The organism is Chloroflexota bacterium (assembly GCA_016197225.1).
Taxonomy (GTDB): Bacteria; Chloroflexota; Anaerolineae; order Anaerolineales; family VGOW01; genus VGOW01.
Genome location: JACPWC010000055.1, coordinates 12,857 through 32,642, shown reverse-complemented (window position 1 = coordinate 32,642; position 19,786 = coordinate 12,857). Strand labels below are relative to the sequence as shown.

The following is a 19,786-nucleotide window of genomic DNA, read 5'->3' as shown; positions in this document are numbered from 1 at the left end:
CTCCAACTCGCTTGCTGTATAAATCGCTATCCCACCAATCAGCGCACCATTCCCAAACGTTGCCCACCATGTCCAGCGCGCCACAACCGCTCGCGCCGTTTGGGTACATGCCGACCGGGGTTGTGCCACTGAAGTTGCTTTCAGAGGAATTACATTTGTTGGCTTCCCACTCGTCGCCCCAGGGCCACAGTCTCCCCTCTCCGGGCGTGTTCTTCGCCAGGGGAGGGGCCGGGGGTGGGGTCCGAGCCGCTTTTTCCCACTGCGCTTCAGTGGGCAGATGAACGGTTTGGGCTGAAGTAACGAGTCCGGCGGCGCGGAGTTTGGCGGTGAGCCAGCGGCAATAAGCGTCAGCCTCATACCAGGTCACGCCGACGACGGGCAGGTTGTCGGCGTTCCATTGTGGGTCATCCCAGTAAAAGGGTTGATGACGTTTTTCTTTGGGGCGACCCTTCAGCCAGTCTTCTACTTGCTTTCTGAGTTTTTCATCCTCATAAATTGACAGGTTAGGCTCCAAAGTTCCGGTACGCCACTTCCAACTATCGCCGGGCCAATAAGTTTCAGTGTCGTAGCCTTTGTCGTCAACAAAACGACGGAACTCGACATTGGTGACAAGATACTTGCCGATGGCAAACTCAGAGACATCAACGTGATGTTGAGGCTTCTCGTCATCCCAGGAGTCTGCTTCCTGTGCCTTGAGGCGTTCGGCTTCGTCGTCGTTGGTGCCCATGAGGAAAGCACCGCCTTCGACTTTGACGAACTCTGGTTGAAGGGAGGTAAAGCGCGGGTCGCCGAGGGCGGCCAGGGCCAGGCCGAGCGGGCGGCGCTGTGCGGGGTTCAATTGCGCCTCCACCATCAGCGTTTCCAAACGCGAAATCAAAACCTTGCGGTGCTTCTGGGCGCGATCATGCGGAAAGTCGGCCTGAGCCAGCGCGGCCCGTTCCAGCCCGGCCAGGCGCAGGAGGTCTCGATCGTCAGCGCCCAACCGGCCGAGCAGTTCCACAAAGTCATTGGCGTCTTCGGCGTTCAGGTAAGCCAGCGAGCCGGCGGCCAGCAGGATCACTTCCTGCCATTGATCATCAGGAGCGCGCTTCGCCAGCAGGCCGGGCCACTCTTTGCGTTTGTTCTGGGCCACATACAGCCCGGCGAGAAATTCGTGGAAGGTTTTGTGGGTGAAGAAGCCATACTGCCCGCCGCGCTCTTCCAGCAAGCCGCTGCGGTTGGCGGCGGCGGCCAAGAATTCTTTGGCCGATTCCTTCTCGCCTTCAAAGCCGCTCTCGTCTTTGAGCCAGTCGGCTAGTTCGTCGGCGGTGGCGCTCTGGGCATTGCGCGTGTACAGTTCGTAAGCCGCCCGTTTCAGATGATCAATCCGTGTCTCCACGCTCAGACGCTCCCATTCCGGATAGTCGGGCGCGTTGGCCTTGTGGGTTTCACTCACCAGCACGCGAGTGGCGCGATAATAAAATTCGGCGCGCTGGTTGGGCAAGCGCCGCCGGTTGTGGTAATAGACCAGCACAAAGATCGAAACCATCAAGGGCGTGCGGGCCAGTTGGCGCACCCGGTCATCGCTGTGTTCGATGCTGGCGCTCAGATCAGCGGCATACCTGGCGGCTTCATCGGCCGGGTAGATCGCGTCGCACCAGTAACGCAACAGGTCATCGCGTTGGGCGCGGTTGAGGGGCTGCACTTCCAACTGCTCAAACTCGGCAAACTCGACCGCGCCGCGATACGCCATCGAGCGCGAGGTGATCAGGTAATAATTGTGAGCCAGCCCATAATCCACCACCAGCCCTTCCACTGCTTCGCGCACCTGGGCGCGCTGTTCAGGTGAGACTTCATCCACGCCATCCAGCAAGAGCAAACAACCCCGGCGCAAATGCTGTTTGAAGAAATCCGGCGGGAAGTCCACTGAGGTGAACAGCCCGGCATAGAAAACGCCGATGAACTCAACCAGGGTGGCGGGGCTGATGGCGCGCGGCGACCGCGGGTCGCGGCAGAAGCGCACGTAGTCGCGCAAGGCGATGAAGATCGGCAGAAGATTTTGGTTGCCCAACGCCGATAACCACTCGCGTTGAGTTTCAGTGAGTCCGCTCCCCCGGCGGAAGCGGGCGCGGGCTACCGACACGCCTGCCCATTGCAACAGCGTGCTCTTGCCGGAACCTGCCGCGCCCACAATCGTCAATCGGGCCGAACGCTTGACGGCCTGGCTCACATCAATCTCCAGCGGCCCGCCCTCGCGCAGTTCTCCCGGTTCAGCGGCTTTGCGCCCGGCGCGAGCCATCTCCTTGTCGGGCCGCTCGGCTAAGCGTAGTGAAATGTAAGCCGTGTTGAACTCCGGAATTTTTGCCCCGCTCACGTCTTCCAGCCCGCGAAAACTGAACTGGCTGTACTTCTTCTCGAAGCGATCCAGATATTCGCGGGTGGCAGTATCCATTGGGTCGCCGTCTGCGACACGATCCACCTGCTTGGCAACCGCCTGCTCGCGCCGTTCGTTCCAGCGTTTGAGGTAGGGAGCCGCTAGCCAACCGAACACGGCCACTGCTCCGACCGCAACCAAAAATATAACCAACCCCAACTCGCGTAGTACGCGCTCGTCAAGCCCGTGCACCGCAACATACTCGGGCAGAGTGAGCGTCGCGGTCGGCGCAGGGGTAAGGCTGGGAGTTTCTGTGGGTGGCGCGAGCGTATCGGTTGCTACAGGAGGCGGCGTGCCGGTCTGCGCCAAAACCGGCGCGGCAGCTGCTAAAACGACGGGGAAGAGGAACGCCATCAGCCGCAAAAAGTGTCGCGTCTTCATAACCGGCGAGTATAGCACCGAAAGAAAATGGCGCGCCAAGTCCTCATGCAACTTTCCTCTCCCCTCGCCTGTAATACCTGATAACAGCCGCCAGTTTTGTCAGTAACCAATAACTGATAACTGAACCACTGATCACTATCCACAGAAAGGTATTACAGCCATGGCCGACATCTCCGCCATCTTCGGCATTCTCCTCAGTCTCGGCATCGTCTTCCCCGGCATGTTAACTGCGTGGTGGCTCCTCTTCCCGGCCACCGTCGAGCGCGCCCGCCTGCGGCTCGACCGCACGCCCTGGTTGTGCTTCTTCGTCGGCGGCGTCATCACCGCCGTCGTCGCCATCCCGGCTGTCATCTTGTTCGCCATTCCCAACGGCCTGGTGAACTTCTTCGGCTGGGCGCTGGTCTTTTTGGCGCTGGGCATTGCCAGCCTGGGCGCGGCCGGCATTGCGGCCAAGATGGGCGAACGGCTGGCCCGCCGCAGTGAGGGCCTCTCGTCCGCCGGGGCGTTCGTGCGCGGGGCGGTTGCCCTCGAACTGGCCGCCGCCTTCCCCGTCGTCGGCTGGGTCATCGTCATCCCGCTGGCCATCGTCGTCTCGCTCGGCGCAACCGCCTTCGCCCTCCTGCGCTGGATGCCGAAGGTCGTCGCGCCTCAGCCCGCCCCTGAAAATATGAACGTTTCCCAAGCCTAACGACGATAGACGAAGGACGATAGACGAACGCCGATCATTTTCATTTGTCATTCGTCATTTGTCATTCATCCTATGACTCTCTCACGCCGTGACTTTCTGCGATTGGCCGGACTGGTGGCTTCAGGGGTAGCCACCTCTGCGTGCGCTCCGGTGTACAACAAGTTGGCCGGTGACTTCCAGAACCCGGCCAATGTTTCCAGTGTCGGCTTCCCCGAATTGAGCCGCCTGACGTTTGGCCCGCGCGGCGAAGATCGCGCCCGCGTCGCCGAGATCGGGCTGAACGCCTGGATCGAAGAACAACTCGCGCCCGAAGCCATTGACGACGCGCCCGCCGACTGGCGGCTCCGCCGCTTCCCTTCGCTCAACATGGACGCCAACGAGATTTTTGAGATGGGCAACAAGCTCTTCGACGATCTCGACGTGACGCCGCCCATCAACGAACTGCGCCAGGCCACGCTCACCTGCCAGGTCTACAGCCGCCGCCAGCTTTACGAAGTGATGGCCGAGTTCTGGTCGGATCACTTCAACATCAGCGTGAACAAAGGCATCTGCTGGTTTCTCAAAACCGTGGACGACCGCGAGACGATACGCAAACATGCGCTTGGCAACTTTCGCGATCTGTTGTGGGCTTCGGCCCACTCGCCGGCCATGCTCGTCTATCTCGACAATCAGGTGAACTACGCCAGCCACCCCAACGAAAATTACGCCCGCGAGATCATGGAACTGCACACGCTCGGGGTCGGGGGCGGCTACACCCAGCGCGACGTGATGGAACTGGCCCGGTGCTTCACCGGCTGGACGGTGAAGGAGCATTTCTGGTACGGCGACTTCACCTTCAACCCCGACTTTCACGACACGGGAGTCAAAGAAGTGCTGGGCCTGACGATTCAGCCGAACGGCCAGAGCGAGGCCGAGCAGGTCATTGAGACACTGGCAACCCACCCCTCCACCGCCCGCTTTGTTGCAACCAAACTCGCCCGGCGCTTCATCGCCGACGAGCCGCCGGAAGAAATTGTTGAGAGGGCGGCAACGGCGTTTGCCGAAACAGATGGCGACATTAAAGCAGTTCTGCGCGTCATCTTGTTTGAAGGTCTTGCCTACGCGAGGCCGAAGTTCAAGCGGCCCGTTAACTTCATCACCTCCTCGCTCCGGGCGCTCAACGCCCAGACCGACGCCGGCCAGAACATCGTTGACACTCTGGCTCGAATGGGGCAACTGCCTTTCGGCTGGCCCACGCCCGACGGCTACCCCGACCGCGCCGCGCCCTGGAGCGGCAACCTCATGCCGCGCTGGCAGTTTGCCATGGCCCTGGCGCGCAACGAGATTAACGGCACGCAGATTAACCTGACCGAGCTTACGAACGCCGACTCACCTTCAAGGCTCATTGATCACTTCAGTTCACTCTTGATCGGCGTGCAACTGCCGGCAACAAAACGGGACGAATTGGCCGCCGCCCTGCAAGAGGCCGGGGCCACCGACGGCGACTTGCCGCCCGTCATCGTCGCCGGGCTGGCCGCCTCTCCAGCATTCCAGTGGCGCTAACAACTTTACGCTTCACGTTTGTCGTTTGACGTTTCACGTTTGTCGTTTCACGTTTGCCATTTGCCATTTGCCATTTGTCATTTGCCTTCCCCGGAGACTCTCCATGCCCAACCTTCTAACCCGCCGCAAATTTTTTGAGTCCGCCGCCGTGCTGGCCGGCGCGGTGGCCTGGCCTGCCTTACCGGCATGGATGCCGCGACTCGCGTTTGCGCCCAAGCACTCCGCGCCGCGCGGCGACACCCTCATCGTCGTCTTCCTGCGCGGCGCCGCCGACTGCCTCAACGTCGTCGTCCCACACGGCGACCAGGCCTACTATGCCAAGCGCCCCACCCTCGGCATCCCGCGCCCGGACGACAACAAGGCCAAAGCTAATCTGCGAGCGATTGACCTCGACGGCTTCTTCGGCTTTCATCCCAACCTCAAGCCGCTGATGCCGGCGTGGCAGGCCGGGCATCTGGCCATCGTTCACGCTTGCGGCGCGCCCGACGAGTCGCGATCTCACTTCAAAGCCATGGAGTTGATGGAGCGCGGCGTGGACGACGAGAAAGGCCCGGCCTCCGGTTGGATTGGCCGCCACCTGGCTACACTTGATACCGGCAATCGTTCACCGCTTCGAGCCATCGGCCTCGGCCAACTGCCGCAACGCAGTCTCGGCGGCTCGGTTCCTGTCTCGGCCCTGCGCTCCATCGCCGACTTTCACCTCGGCGGCGACCTGAAGGCGCTGGCGCAGATGCGGGCCGCCCTCACTTCGCTTTATTCGGGAGACGATCCGTTGAACATTGTCGGCCAGGAAACGCTCGACATCATGGACGCCGTGCAAGCCCTCGACCCGCTTGGCTACACGCCCGCAATAACCAATAACCAATATCCAGAAACCGAATTTGGCCTCGGCCTCAAACAGATCGCCATGTTGATCAAAGCAGAAGTGGGATTGGAAGTGGCGGCGATTGACCTGGGCGGCTGGGACACGCACTTCGCCCAGGGCGGAAGCGAAGGATTGATGGCTGGTCTGCTCAAGGAACTGGGCGACGGGTTAGCCGCCTTCCACGAAGACACCACCAATTACGCCGACCGTCTCACTATCGTCACCATGTCCGAATTTGGCCGCCGGGTTCAAGAGAACGGCAGTCTGGGAACCGATCACGGTCATGGCAGTTTGATGATGCTGATGGGCGGCCACGTCATGGGCAACAAGGTTCACGGCCAGTGGCCGGGCCTGGCCGACAGCCAGCTCGTCGGCCCCGGCGATTTAGCAGTGACGACCGACTATCGTGACGTTCTGGCCGAAGTCTGCCTCAAGCGGCTCAACAATCCGGCGGTGGATCAAATCTTCCCCAATTACAAAGCTACACCGCGAGGCCTGCTTCGCGCTTGACCACCTCACACAACAGCGCCTTGTAAACCGGAAAGCCCGAGAGCGGATCGCGGTTGTCGGGATCGGTGAGGTCGTTGACGTTGGCCCGTTGCCAGGCTTCGGCACCGATGGGGCCGCCGCCGCCCATGTTGGCCTCGATCACACCGCGCACAATGTCGTCGGTCACGCGAGCGCGAAACGTCACCCGCCCGCGCGGCGAGACCACGTCCACCTCGTCGCCGTCTTCGATGCCACGCGTTCGCGCATCTTCAGCATGAATGTGAACCAGCGGCCACGGTTGCTGTTTGACGAGCGAAGGGATGTTGTGATGTTGCGAGCGAAAGTCGGACTGGGTGCGCGCCCCGGAGTTGAAGACGAGCGGGAAGCGCCGCGCCAGTTCGGGCGTCGCCAGCGGCCCTTCCTTCGGCTCGACGTAAATCGGCAACGGGGCGTAACCGTGTCCTCGCAACCATTCTGAGGTGATCTCGAATTTCCCGGTCGGCGTTTCAAAGCCGGGCTGACCGTCGGCCCGCAGTTCCCCCGTTTCGTATTTGCGATAGCGCACTTCGGGTTCGGGATATTGCACACCTTCAGGGCGCGCCCGCAGTTCGGCCAGATGGACGCCTGTGCCAGCCAACATGCGCTCAACCAGCGCCTCTTCGGTTTGCGGCCAGAGGTGACCGTAGCCCAGCCGCCGGGCCAACTCGGCAAAGATGAGGTAATCGTTGCGCGCTTCGCCCAGCGGCTCGATGACCCGCCGCCGAAGTTGAACGTAGCCGTCGTGTTGCATATACGACTCGATCTCGAACATCGTCGTGGCCGGCAACATCAGGTCGGCATACTTCGCGTCGGCAGTCGGGAAGCGGTTGATCGTCACCAGAAAATCGAGCGCCGCCAGCGACCGCCGCCACAAGTCAGGGTTGGGCCAGGCGGTGATCAACGACGCGCCGCTGACGATCATGGCCCGAATCGGATAAGGCTTGCCCTCCAGAATCGCGCGCGGCAACATCACCGCCTGCGCCTCGTTGCGCACTTCGTAATACAGCGGGTACTCGTCCGCGCCGATTGGCCTGGGCGCGTTTGCCGGCGGCTGAGTCAGAATGCGATTAAGTTGCAGTCGGTCGCGCATCCGAAAGAGCTTGCCGCCCGGCGAGTCGAGATGTCCGGCCAGCGCCTGCAAAGTCAACACCGCCCGGATTGCCTGCGCGCCGCTGTTGGAATATTCGAGGCCGGTGTAAAGCAGAATCGAGCAACCCCGGGCCTGGCCGATGGCTCGCGCTAAATCGCGAATGGCCTCGGCGGGAATCCAGGTGATGTGCTCGACTCGCTCCGGGGTAAACTCGCAAACATACTCACGCAATTCGGGGAAGCCGTGAGTCCACCGTTCGACAAAATCCCGGTCATAAAGCCCTTCTTCGATTAACACATGAAGCGCACCGAGCGCCAGCGCCCCGTCGGTGCCGGGCCGCACGCCGATCCATTCGGCGTGAAGCGCCCGGGCCGTCTCGCTCCGGCGGTGGTCAATGACGATCACCCGCGCCCCGCGTTCCTGGGCGCGCTTGAGGCGGCGCAGATTCGTCGGCGGCGAGTCCGTTGCCGGATTCTCGCCCCACACCAGAATCAGGTCGGCCCGATCAATGTCCTCCTGCACGTTACGCATGGTGTCGCCAAAGCAGGCGCGGGGCGCGATCATGCCGTACGAAACGTAGCACAACGCGCCGACGCCTGTCGTGTTGGGCGAGCCAAATGGGAACAGCACCGCATTGGCCGACGACTCCACTGTTCCGCTTGGCGCGAAGGCCTCGTTCAGGCCGTACTCGAAGTTGCCGCGCCCGGTGTACATGCAGACCGCTTCCGGGCCGTGTTGTTCGGCGATTCGTCGCAAGTTGGCGACGATGAGGTCATAGGCTTCATCCCAGGTGATGCGCTCGAAACGGCCCTCGCCCCGTTCTCCAACCCGTCGTTGAGGATAGAGAAGCCGATCAGGAGAATAGACGACTTCCTTCGCCTGCACGCCGCGCGGGCAAACGATGCCTTGAGGATGCGACTTGAGGGGTGTGAGGCGATCAATCTTGCCGTCTACCAGATGCACGTCTACGCCACACCCGGCCGGGCAGACGCCGCACATGCCGGTGATGACTGAGTGTTGAGAGTCTGCTTGTTGCACTGTCATCGCCGCCCTCCTTGTCTCAAGATATAGTCAATCTCACTGTCAACCGAGGCCGGGAGCGACTCGACTTTGTGGGTGTCCATCAGCGACACTGTTGCTTCCCGAAGCCGGGCGTTGATATTCTTCGAGCCGTGTTCCCGCCACGAGTCGAGCCGCTGGCGGTCGAAGAGTTGCGGCAGCCAAAGTTCGCGCCAGTGAGCCAGAGTGTGATCGTGGCTCATGAACTCACCACCCGGCCCGACTTCGTCAATCACTTTCACTGCCAGAGCTTCGTCATCCACTCGCACACCCTGAGCGAATCTCCGGCTCTGAGAGATGATTTCGTTGGTCAGCACCATGTACTCAGGTGACGCAGCAAGGCCGCTTTCCAGGTAACCCACATCGTGATTCAAGTTTGTCTTCGCCAGCAAAGCCACCAGCGCCGAAAACTGGGCGTCGGCGGCGGCCTGCCCGTCCACCACCTTGCTGTCGCTGTGGCCGGTGTAGCCCCACACCGGCAGATGATAGAAGCGGCCCATCTCGGCGGCCATCACCCGCGCCAGTTGAAACTCGGGCGCGCCGTAAACGCTGATCATCTCTTTCATATCAAGGTGATGGACTCCGTGGCCGTAGAGGAAAGGCGCGCCGGGATTCTTGAGTTGATGTATCACCAGCCCGCTCAACATCTCGGCATTGCCAATCGCCACCGCTCCGGCAATCGTCACCGGAGCCGTGCCGCCCATCATCGGCGCGGGCGAATGCGTGACCGGGATAGTGTGTTCGGCGCAATACAGAAGTTTGTCCACCGCTTCGCCGGAATGCGAGAGCGGCGTGGTGGGTTCAGAATACAGCAGGAGGGTCGGGTGGCGGCTCAATCGATCCATGCCGCCGGCCACGGCGGCGGCCATTGCGCCAACCGCCTCAATGTCAGCCCGGTCGTTGCACACGAACACAATCGGCTTGGCTGTGTTGCGGATCATCGTCGCAAACTGATGCCGGTAATAGATGTTGGTCGGCACATTGCGCGGGATGCCGACCGACATGACAAAACCGATTTCAGGCAGGGCGTCGCACAGGCGCATGCAATCGGCAATGTCGGCGGTTTGATAATCCCGCCGTTCGCCGGAGCGCGGATCGAGATAGCGCAGTGTGTCCGAGCCTGGGCCGAAGTAGACTTCCCTGCCATCCAGCTTGACGGCGACTTCGTCGCCGCCGCGTTTGTATAAATTGAATGTGTTTGGGACTGACTTCAAGGCCGTCTCGATCAGGTCGGGCGCAATCTTCACCAACTCGCCGGCGGCAGTTGCGCCTGCCTCGACCAACAACTCACGGGCGGCTTGGTGATAGACCGTCACCCCGGTCTCGCCAAGTATTTTGCACGACGCCTGATGAATTCGCCGGCAGTCGTCCTGGCTCAACATCGTCAGCTTTGGCTGAAGGTGCGGCAGGTCGGGCAACGGGTCAGCCATGATCATGGCGGGTCGGCGCGAGTGACGGCGTTGGCTCATAGTGAATAGGCTCCCGGGTTGGATTTATCAACTTATCGTATCGCCATTCTCCCAATGCAAATAGTGACTATTTTCCTGATGTGAAGTGACAGTCATCGCCGGGCCTGAAGCGCAAACAGAACAGAGGGCAGAAAAAAAACTTCCCGTAGGCTTCTTGCTTGCCTTCGGGAAGTTTTCATTCCACCAGCCCTTCTTCAACACACTTATCCACCACCTGCTCTAAAAACTCCGCCGGGCGCGCCCCGGAGACAAGATAGCGGTTGCCGAAGATAAAGGCGGGAACCCCGTTAATCCCGTACTCGTAAGCCAGTTGCAAGTCGGCTTCCACTTCTTCATGATACTTGCCGCTCGTCACCGCCTCGCGAAACTCATCGCCGTTCAAGCCAAGTGATCGGGCGATGCTGGTCAGCATATCCATGTCGTCGAGCCGTCGCTCTTCACGCCAGTGGGCGACGAAGCAGGCGTGATGATACTCTGCGCCCTTGCCGTGCTCGCGAGCATAGCGCTCGCCTTCCAACGCCGGGCGCGAGTTGACGCCTAATGGCGGCTCACCCATCTCAAGGCCAAAGTGTTCGCGGGCATAAGCCGTCATCTGCCCGTGCCGCTCGCGAACCATCGCCCGATAACGCGCCTCCTGCTCCGGCGTGCCGGGGAACTTGCCGCCGGGCCGAAGCTCGTAAGCCTTCCACTCAATCGCCACCTCGCGGGTCTTCGTCAACGAGTCCAGACCGGACTCGGCCATGAAGCACCAGGGTCAAACGTAATCGCTGAAAACCTGGATTCGGACGGTCACTTTGCCTGTCTCCTCACCCCGGGCCTTCGCGGGAAAGATAATCAGAAATTAACTGGGCAAACCGATCCAAATCCACCAAGCGGTGTTGCGCCGTCTGGTAAACGATCTGATCGTCCACATCCCAATACAGATGAACAACACGATTACGAAAGCTCGTCATTTGACGCAGGATTGGCAGAAAGTCATCCGGCAGAATTTTCTCCTCATTGAGCACAACAAACGTGTCGAAACTGTCTTGTGGTGTGCGATAGCCGTCATCGGCAACAATGTGATGGGCGATGTCGAGGCAGGCTTCAACCGAGACTTGCAAAAGATGCTTGGCGCTCTCAACCTTTGTGAAGTCGGCAAGAAAATCGGTTTCTGAGAACTCAGCCAGGCGCCCCAACTTCTCGCGAGAGTCGCGCAAGTTATTCAGCATGGAGAGGACTTTACCAGGTTTAACCATGTGATAGTCCTCTCCGGCGGATGTGTTGCAGAAATGCTTTTTGCATCCGCTCCATATTAGGTTTGAAATCGAAATACTTCCGCCGTGTCAGCGACTCAAAATCCGCCTTGAATTCCCGGTTGCGGACGTAAAGACATTTCCCTTCCTGCACGATTTCGCCTTGCACGCTTAAGGGCGCCCGATTGATAACGCGCACATCAATAGCCTTTAGTTTGCAGGCTTCTACAATCGCATCTTGAATCTCAAACTCCAATTGCAACTGTTCCATCGGCGGCAGCGACTCGTTCAACACTAACGCCAAATCTACGTCGCTATCTGAGAGCGGCGTGCCACGCGCAACCGACCCGTGAAGATAAGCGATTTCGACCGGGAATCGCGACACCGCCAATTCAAGCCCAAGCTTCAATATATTAATAATCGCTTCGGCTCGCTGACGGCGTTCTTGGTAGTAATCTACTGGTGAATTTGTCGCTCGAACAGTCATCTTGCGCTGATTGTACCATCTTATATTTCTTACAATTTCCACTCCGTCCTCGGCTTACGGTCTTTCAGTTCAACCCGGCGGCCTTCGACAAAGGCATTTAACTCCTCCAAAATCGCCGGGTCGAGCGCGGGCTGTTGATACTCCTTGAGCATCTGCTTCCAGACGGTGTTGGCCTTTTGGTAAGTGTCGTGGCTCCCTTCGGCCTCCCACTTCTCGTAGTTGTCCATGTTGAAGACGCGGTGCTGATAAAAGGCAGTATCGTAGTGGCGCATGGTGTGAGACGCGCCCAGAAAGTGGCCGCCGGGCGGAACTTCGCCGTAAGCGTCCCAGGCAAAGTCTTCTTCGCTCAGGCCGACGCCATTCACAAAACGGGCCATCATCGCGCACATCTCAAGATCGATCACAAATTTTTCGTAGCCGGAGATCAAGCCGCCCTCCAGCCAGCCCGCGGCGTGCAGAACAAAGTTGACGCCCGCCTGCACGGTGGGCCAGATGGTGCTGGCCGACTCGTAGCCCGACTGCGCGTCTGGAATGCGTGAGGCGGTGAAGTTGCCGCCGGAGCGATACGGCAATTTGTAGCGCCGGGCCATTTGCGCCCCGCCGAAAAGCGCCAGCGCATTTTCGGGCGTGCCAAAGCAGGGCGCGCCGCTCCGCATGTCAATGTTGGCTAAGAACGAGCCATAAATGCACGGCGTGCCGGGGTTGAGCATCTGGGCATAGCAAATGCCGAACAGGGCCTCGGCGTTTTGCTGGGCCAGGGTGGCGGCCATGGTGCTGGGCGACATTGCGCCGGCGATGAGGAACGGCGTGACCAGCACCGCCTGCCTGGCCCGCGCGTAAACTTCCAGCGCGCCAAACATGCGGTCGTCGAAGCGCATGGGACTCGAGGCGTTGACGAGCGACAGGGTGGCCGGGTTCTGGCTCATGGCCTCTTCGCCAAACAGAATCCGGGACATCGTCACCGTGTCGCGGGCGTTGTCGGCGTGGGTGACGCTTCCCATGAAGGCCTTGTCGCTCAGGGTGATGTGGGCCATCAACATATCGAGATGGCGTTCACGCACGTCAATATCGTTCGGTTCCACCAGCGTGCCGCCGTTGTGGTGCAAGTGCTCGGCCATGTACGTCAGTTTGGCAAAGTTACGGAAGTCTTCGATGGTAGCCTGGCGGCGGCCCCAATCCAAACTGCCCACGAAGGGCGGGCCGTAGACGGGCGCAAAAATTGTGTGCCGCCCGCCCACAGCCAGGTTGTTGGCCGGGTTGCGCGCCAGCAGGGTGAAGGTTGACGGCGCTTGCTTGATGAAGTTCATCAGTGTCGCTTCGTCGAGCCGCACCAAATGTCCCTTCACCTGAGTCGTGTCGCCGTTCGGGTACGTTACATCTTTCTCCACCCATTCCACCGTTGCTCCGTTCTGCTTGAAGGTTTCGGCGGCGGACGGGTAATCCACAATCAAAATGCCGACTTCCTTGAGCAGGCGCATGGAGGCCTGATGGATCATCTCCACGCCTTCGGGCGAGAGCACCTCGGTGAGCGGCAGTTTACTGAGCAAGGGTTTGACCCCGGCAGGGCGAGCGGCGGATCCGGGGCGGCGCGACTCACGGCGAGCGCGGCGAGCTTCTACAGTCATAATGTCTGTCCTTTCAAGAGTAAAGGGTCAACGGATAAAACGGATTGAACGCATAGCAAAAAACATCCGTTGAATACGTTCAATCCGTTGACCCGGTTATGGTCCGGCAACGATTGCCATATTTCCCAGCACCGCCCACGAGTCTAAAAACTTTTCCAGCGAGCGCAGATAAATTCGACTGCCATCAAGCACGCTCACACTGTCAGTCGTGTAGCCGACGACGATGACGGTGTGCTCGAAAGGCGCAACGACGACGGTCTGGCCGTCGGTTGCCACATATTCAACCGCCGCGCCGCTCGACACGTGGCCGGTGACCCAGACCATGACGGGCCGCCCGGCGTCCAGCTCGGCGCGCAAGTTATCCCATGTCAGATCACGGCGGGCTTCGGCGCTCAATCCGTAATCCTGCAAAAGCGCCGCCACCGGCCCGGCGTGAACGCCGTAAGCATTGGGCGGTATATTACCCCATTTTCCATTCACGTCACCGGCGAATCCAACGTCGGGGTTATCCGAGACCGGCAGGCGGCCAAAGAACTCCAGCTCGTCAATCGCCGCGCCAAAGTAGCCGGCCCAGTCTGCCGCCGAGCGCGACTCGCACGAGAGCGGCAATGATTGCGGGTGGCCGATAATGTCGAGCAGAACGCCTTGAGCGTTTGCGGTTGGCGCAGACGTGGGTTGAGGCAGACGGCCCAGTGAAACCGGAGTCGGCGTATTGGTTGGAATCAGAGTCCGGGCCGGAAGCAGAGCAAAGGTCGGGAGCAGAGTCGGCGAAACCGTCAAAGCGGGAAGCGCCGACTCAGTTGCTCTCATCACCACAATCAAAACTGTGTCCGGGTTGTTGTGAGATAATGCGCCCGGCATCTGTATCCAACCTTCGCCAAGCGCAATCACGCCCAGTGAGGCAAAGACCGCCAGATTCGCCAGAAACAAAATCTCCAACAAAACAATCTGCCGCGTGTTCATTCGAGTGGCTATAGAATATGGCAAAGACGGAGAAAGTCAAGGTATGACGCTCGACAAGCTCGGCATCGGTTCACCGCAACTTGTGATCTTCGACAAAGACGGCACGCTGATTGATTTCCACGCCATGTGGGGCCGCTGGCTGGTGGAGGTGGCCGAGCGACTCGAAGCGGCGCTGGGCGCGCCGGTGGCTGATCGTTTGTATCAGATGATGAAGTACGATCCGGTTTCGGGGAAAGTGTCGGACGGGCCGCTGGCCGGGACGACGATGGAAAGCATTCGCCGGTTGACGGCGGCCACGCTTCACGACTCCGGTTTGGCCGCCGAGGCAGTGGAGGCCGCTTTGCAAGTTGCCTGGCACTTGCCCAACCCGGTAGCGCTCGCTCAACCCCTCACTCACCTGCCGACGCTGTTCGGCCAATTGCATGAGCGCGGCGCAAAAGTTGCGGTAGCCACGATTGACGATCGCGAACCTACGCAGGCCACGTTTGCCGGTTTGGGCGTCGCTTCGATGATTGAAGCAATGGCCTGCGCCGACGACGGCCTGCCCCTCAAACCCGCGCCGGACATGATCTTGTTCATCTGCCGGAAGCTGAACATCTCACCCGCGCAAACAGTCATGGTCGGCGACTCGACTCAGGATTTGAAGATGGCGCGAGCGGCCGGAGTCGGGCTGGCCGTCGGCGTCAGTTCGGGCGTGACCCCTGCCGAGACTCTGTCCCCGCTGGCCGACATTGTTTTACCCTCGATTGCTGAACTTGTGTAGACTCTGATCATGAGCTTTCCGCAAGATAAGCATTCACAGCTTCCCGGCTGGCCCGGCTACCGCACCCGACCCGGGCGCTCGGGGTTGGACTACATTGATACCCAAATTGAAATGGCGCATGTGCAAGGAGTTTTATTTCGAGAGTTCATCACCTTTAGATTTCGCAGCCGCAACCCAGCCGTGCTTATCGCCTTGAGTCTTTCGGGGTTGAATTATTTGACTCTAATGATATACGAATGGTGGTTAGTGTTCTTTGCTCCCATGTGGGATTACAGGAGACCAATCTGGCAAGACATCCTGCTTATTCTCTGGAGCACCTTGGTCGGAAGCATTGGCATTGTCATCCTTATTAACATCGTCATTAACGTGAGCCTGCTTATGGAATCTCTTTTTACAATTGTTGATCTTGAACTTGGCGACACGGAAGCCGTCGAGCAAGCCGCCGCCCTGCTCGTCGAAGGCTTCCGCGAGCACTGGCCGGACGCCTGGCCCGACCTGGTCTCGGCGCTGAAAGAGGTGCGCCAGATGTTGGCTGAGGATCGCATTTGTCGAGTCGCGCTGGACAAGGAAGGCAACGTCCTCGGCTGGATCGGCGGCATCCCCGAATACGACGGCAACGTCTGGGAGCTTCACCCGCTGGTCGTCAAACCCGACGAGCAACAACAAGGCATCGGGCGGGCGCTGGTGCAGGATTTTGAAACGCAGGTGCGCCAGCGCGGCGGCCTCACTATCACCCTCGGCTCCGACGACGAAGACAACATGACTTCGCTCGCCAACGCCGACCTTTATAAGAACACCTGGGAGCACATCGCGAACATCCGCAACTTCAAGGGCCACCCTTACGAGTTCTACCAAAAGATGGGCTACACCATCACCGGCGTGGTTCCCGATGCCAACGGCCTCGGCAAGCCGGATATTTTGATGGCGAAGAGAATCGGAAGGTAAACCAATGCCATACCTTGATCTGATTCAAATGGCCGCCCTCTACGATACCGGCGAAGCGCTTCACGCTTCGCTGGAACTGGCTGAGGTGTTGAATCAGGCCGCGACGCTCGGCGGGCGCCTGATGCGCGCCCGCCAATGCGCCCTCTTCCTTTTCGGTGAGCGCGACACAGGTTTGCGTTTTCACGCTACCCCTGAACTGCCGCCGGGGGCTGAAGCGATATTCGCGCCTTTACTGGACGAGTTGAAGCAAACCGGGCAGATGGTGAACATTCTCAACGGTCAGGCCGACTCTCGTTGGGCGGCGCTGGAAGTCGGCCCGATCCTGATCGCGCCTCTGCGGGCAAACGACAAAATGCTCGGCGCTTTGTATGCAGGCAAAGCCGTTGACGGGCAACCCTTCACCGAGGGCGATTTGAATTTATTGGAGGCCTTTGCGGCGCAGGCGGCGAGGGCGATCGGGAATGCTCAACTATATTCTCTTCTCCCTCATCTCAGGACGCGGTGATTGTGTCGTTTGACGTTTGTCGTTTTACGTTTGCCGAATCGCCGTAACCCTCAGCCAGCGATTAGCCTCAGCCCGCACCAACTCCGAGACACGATGCCCGCACACCCACAACACCGTCTCGCCGCTGACAAGGAGCGGCCAACGGTCGCGCTCGGTCACCGGAATCTTCTGGTTGATCATAAAGTCGGATAGTTTCATCGAGTGGCCGTTCATGCCGAGCGGCTGAAAACGGTCGCCGGGGCGGCGGGCGCGGATAGTCAGATGGTCGAAGGGTCGGGTGGTCGGATAGTCAGGTAGCTGTGGAAGTGGGAGAAAGGCAGTCCAACGGTCAGGGACGGGGTTAGAGGCGGCGACAATTTCAGTAGTGAACTGCCAGTCGAGAAATCGGGTCACGCCAGGAATCGCCAATGGCACTTCGTAATCTCCACGCGAAGCGTCTAATCCTCCAATCTCTAATCTCCTCTGCCACTCGCCCACGATCAGAGTCGGCCCCACAATCTTCAGACACAGCCCGCCCAGCAAATCGGCGGTGTGGCCGGACTCGGCGGTTTGCGCCCAGGCAATGGCGTTCTCGATCGGTGTGAAATCCACGTCGCGCAAGCCAGGACGCAGACGATTAATAGCTTCGCGCAAAAGCGCGCGTTGCAGCGGAAGCGAAAGAGCGCGCCAGCGAGCGAGGTCAAAGGTGACGGTGGGGCCAGGCGACGGGAGCAAAGTATCAGCCCAAACCTGCTCGACAAGACCACACACAAGTTCATAATCTCCGGCGGCTACTTCCGCCGTGCGGCGCAAAACCTGGCGAATGTTGGGGTTGTAGGTTTCGAGGAGTGGCAACAGTTCGTGGCGCAGGCGGTTGCGATAATACTTGCGATCGGCGTTGGTCGAGTCAAGCCGGGGCTTGAGGTCGTGCGCGGCGGCGTAGGCTTCTATCTCGGCTCGCGTTGTGCCAAGCAATGGCCGAACAATCACCTGTTCACTGTTCACCGCCCACTGATTACTGGCCTTCGGCAACATCCCCCGCAACCCAGACAACCCTGAGCCTCTCAACAAGTGCATCAGCACCGTCTCGGCCTGGTCGTCGGCGTTGTGGGCCACGGCAGCAGTTGACCCCAGCCGGGCAAAGAACGAGTAGCGGGCCAGCCGCCCGGCTTCTTCTACAGATAAATGCTTCTCTTTAGCCAGGGCGGCCACACCGGCGCGTTCAACCGTGCAGGGCACGTCCCACGCTTTCGCAATCTCCATCACAAATCCAGCATCGTCGTCAGCCTCCGGGCGCAGGCCATGATGCAAATGGGCAACGTGCAAGTCCAATTCAAACTCGGCGCGCAGGCGGGTGAGCAAATGAAGCAGAACCAGGCTGTCTGGTCCGCCCGAAACGCCGATGATCAGCCGCTGTTTTGAAGCAAACAGACTATGTTTCCGCGCAAATGCGCGAACCGGGGCGAGAAGCATGCAAAAATTATAGAGTATAATCACCGCTTAGTTGAAACCAGATTGTAACGGAAACAACGGAGAGAACTCTTGCCACCAAGTCCACTTAACTGGCTTTTAGGCCTGTTTTCGCTCGATATTGGCATTGACCTGGGCACCGCCAACACGTTGGTTTATGTTCGTAACAAGGGTATTGTCATCAACGAGCCAAGTTGGGTAGCCATTGATAAAAAGACCCGCCGCCCGCTGGCCATTGGCGCCGAAGCCAAAGAACTGGCGGGCCGCACCCCGGCCAACATCGTCGCCGTCCGGCCTATTCGCGACGGCGTCATCTCGGAATTTGAAATCACTCAGGCCATGCTCGAATATTTCATCGCCAAAGCCCACGAGCAAAGTATTGTGCCTATCCCCCGCCCCCGGGTGGTGATTGGGATTCCGTCAGGCGTGACGGAAGTGGAAAAACGGGCGGTGTACGACGCCGCTGTTGCCGCCGGAGCGCGCGAATCGTACTTGATTGAAGAACCGATGGCCGCCGCGCTCGGCGCCGGGTTGCCCGTCGGTGAGGCCCGGGGAACAATGGTAGTGGACATCGGCGGCGGCACCACCGAAGTAGCCGTCTTTTCGATGGGCGGCATCGTCGTCAGCCGCTCCCTGCGCGTGGCCGGCGACGAGATGGACACCGACATCATCACCTACGCCCGCAACAAATACAACCTGCTCATCGGCGAGCGCATGGCCGAACGGGTCAAAGTCACCGTCGGCTCGGCCTACCCTCTGCGCGAAGAAAAGACGATCACCCTGCGCGGGCGCAACCTGGTGAGCGGCTTGCCCGAGTCCGTCGAAGTCTCGTCCATCGAAGTTCGCGAAGCACTATCGGGTTCGGTGCAAACCATCATCGACTCGCTCAAGGAAACCATAGACGAAACCCCGCCCGAAATCATCGCCGACCTGATGGAAACCGGTGCCCTCAGCATCGCTATCATCGTCATGGGGCAACGCGGCATGTTGAACTCTTTGGAGAGCGGCCTGCTGGCCCCGCTGGCTCCTATCCAAACCTTCGTGGCCGGCGTCTTCAACAACATCTATAACACCCTCAACGCCCCGTCCGACCTCGAAGCCCTGCGCGCCCGCAACGCCGAGCTTGAGCAACAAGTGGCCCAGCTAACAGGCGAGAACGCCCAACTGCGCGAAGCCCAGGCCCAGCTTGGAGTGGTCTCGGCATTGCTCGACTACGCCCGGGACAACCCCGGCCGGTCTTATCTGGCCGCCGATGTGGTGGGGCGCGACGAAAGCCTGTTCCTGAGCTACGTTCTGCTCAACCAGGGCGCGGGCGACGGCGTAGGGCGCGACATGATCGTCGTCACCGACCGGGGCCTGGTGGGCACGGTCACTGAAGTGACGGCCAACGCCAGCAAAGTCCTGCTCATCACCGACGCCTCGGCGGCAGTGAACGTGCGCCTGCAAAACTCACGCACCGAAGGCGTAGTCACCGGCCAGCAATCGGGCGAACTGCGCCTGAACTTTATTCCAGTGGACGTTGATCTCCAGCCCGGCGAACTGGCGCTGACCTCCGGCCTGGGCAGTCAGTTCCCGCCCGGCATCGTCGTGGGCCAGGTGGCCTCAGTTCGCAAACGAACTCAGGATGTTTTCCAGGAAGCCGACATTACCTCGGCGGTTGATTTCCAGCGGCTGGAGGTCGTGTTGATCATCACCGACTTCGACAAGCCGGATATTGTCCCGCTGCTTGGCACCGCCACGCCCGCTCCGTAACAGTAAGCAGAAGGCAGTAAGCAGTTG

General features: G+C 59.9%; 16 protein-coding genes. 7 read left to right on the top strand and 9 right to left on the bottom strand.

Going from position 1 to position 19,786, the window contains the following annotated elements:
• Nucleotides 1-2,794 (bottom strand): SUMF1/EgtB/PvdO family nonheme iron enzyme (locus HYZ49_08790; protein MBI3242375.1); only part of this gene is annotated, 2,794 nt, incomplete at its 3' end.
• Between the two features lie 160 nt (nt 2,795-2,954).
• On the opposite strand from HYZ49_08790, the gene HYZ49_08785 reads away from it, so the two are divergent.
• The 3 genes from HYZ49_08785 (at nt 2,955) to HYZ49_08775 (ending at nt 6,399) form a co-directional block, all read left to right on the top strand.
• Entirely contained in the window at nt 2,955-3,482 is a 528-nt protein-coding gene (locus HYZ49_08785) for a hypothetical protein (GenBank protein MBI3242374.1), read from the top strand.
• Nucleotides 3,483-3,554: 72 nt separating this feature from the next.
• The gene (locus HYZ49_08780; protein MBI3242373.1) at nt 3,555-5,024 is read left to right on the top strand and encodes a DUF1800 domain-containing protein; all 1,470 of its coding nucleotides are present in this window, start codon (nt 3,555-3,557) and stop codon (nt 5,022-5,024) included.
• A gap of 103 nt (nt 5,025-5,127) precedes the next feature.
• Nucleotides 5,128-6,399, top strand: coding sequence for a DUF1501 domain-containing protein (locus tag HYZ49_08775; GenBank protein ID MBI3242372.1), 1,272 nt, complete (start codon nt 5,128-5,130; stop codon nt 6,397-6,399).
• Here HYZ49_08775 and HYZ49_08770 read toward each other — a convergent pair.
• The 7 genes from HYZ49_08770 to HYZ49_08740 form a co-directional block, all read right to left on the bottom strand.
• Nucleotides 6,371-8,506: a molybdopterin-dependent oxidoreductase gene (locus HYZ49_08770; GenBank protein ID MBI3242371.1), complete on the bottom strand. Its 2,136-nt coding sequence runs from the start codon at nt 8,504-8,506 to the stop codon at nt 6,371-6,373. The two genes, HYZ49_08775 and HYZ49_08770, sit on opposite strands and share 29 nt — an antisense overlap.
• Nucleotides 8,507-8,547: 41 nt before the next feature.
• Nucleotides 8,548-10,035, bottom strand: coding sequence for a trimethylamine methyltransferase family protein (locus HYZ49_08765; protein ID MBI3242370.1), 1,488 nt, complete (start codon nt 10,033-10,035; stop codon nt 8,548-8,550).
• A 175-nt stretch (nt 10,036-10,210) separates the two neighbouring features.
• On the bottom strand, nt 10,211-10,777 hold the full coding sequence (locus HYZ49_08760) for a DsbA family protein (GenBank protein MBI3242369.1): 567 nt from the start codon (nt 10,775-10,777) through the stop codon (nt 10,211-10,213).
• A 64-nt stretch (nt 10,778-10,841) separates the two neighbouring features.
• A complete protein-coding gene (locus tag HYZ49_08755) occupies nt 10,842-11,273 on the bottom strand; it encodes a DUF86 domain-containing protein (GenBank protein MBI3242368.1) in 432 nt (143 codons plus the stop codon).
• Nucleotides 11,266-11,757 carry a nucleotidyltransferase domain-containing protein gene (locus HYZ49_08750; protein MBI3242367.1) on the bottom strand — a complete coding sequence of 164 codons (492 nt, stop codon included), beginning with the start codon at nt 11,755-11,757 and terminating at the stop codon, nt 11,266-11,268. The genes HYZ49_08755 and HYZ49_08750 overlap by 8 nt, the downstream gene beginning before the upstream one ends.
• A 29-nt stretch (nt 11,758-11,786) precedes the next feature.
• On the bottom strand, nt 11,787-13,382 hold the full coding sequence (locus HYZ49_08745; GenBank protein ID MBI3242366.1) for a trimethylamine methyltransferase family protein: 1,596 nt from the start codon (nt 13,380-13,382) through the stop codon (nt 11,787-11,789).
• Nucleotides 13,383-13,478: 96 nt separating this feature from the next.
• Nucleotides 13,479-14,345, bottom strand: a complete 867-nt coding sequence (locus HYZ49_08740; protein MBI3242365.1) for a C39 family peptidase — start codon at nt 14,343-14,345, stop codon at nt 13,479-13,481.
• A gap of 43 nt (nt 14,346-14,388) precedes the next feature.
• On the opposite strand from HYZ49_08740, the gene HYZ49_08735 reads away from it, so the two are divergent.
• The 3 genes from HYZ49_08735 to HYZ49_08725 all read left to right on the top strand — a co-directional run bounded on the left by HYZ49_08735 (nt 14,389) and on the right by HYZ49_08725 (nt 16,558).
• Nucleotides 14,389-15,108, top strand: a complete 720-nt coding sequence (locus HYZ49_08735) for an HAD family hydrolase (GenBank protein ID MBI3242364.1) — start codon at nt 14,389-14,391, stop codon at nt 15,106-15,108.
• A 378-nt stretch (nt 15,109-15,486) separates the two neighbouring features.
• Entirely contained in the window at nt 15,487-16,053 is a 567-nt protein-coding gene (locus HYZ49_08730) for a GNAT family N-acetyltransferase (GenBank protein ID MBI3242363.1), read from the top strand.
• Nucleotides 16,054-16,057: 4 nt separating this feature from the next.
• Complete coding sequence (locus HYZ49_08725) at nt 16,058-16,558, top strand: GAF domain-containing protein (GenBank protein MBI3242362.1); 501 nt, start codon at nt 16,058-16,060, stop codon at nt 16,556-16,558.
• Nucleotides 16,559-16,582: 24 nt separating this feature from the next.
• Here the strand turns inward: HYZ49_08725 and tilS are convergent, their stop codons facing one another.
• Nucleotides 16,583-18,010, bottom strand: a complete 1,428-nt coding sequence (gene tilS / locus HYZ49_08720) for a tRNA lysidine(34) synthetase TilS (GenBank protein ID MBI3242361.1) — start codon at nt 18,008-18,010, stop codon at nt 16,583-16,585.
• 69 nt (nt 18,011-18,079) lie between these two features.
• Between tilS and mreC the strand changes: the two genes are divergently transcribed.
• Entirely contained in the window at nt 18,080-19,759 is a 1,680-nt protein-coding gene (mreC, locus tag HYZ49_08715; protein MBI3242360.1) for a rod shape-determining protein MreC, read from the top strand.
• Nucleotides 19,760-19,786 lie beyond the last annotated feature (27 nt).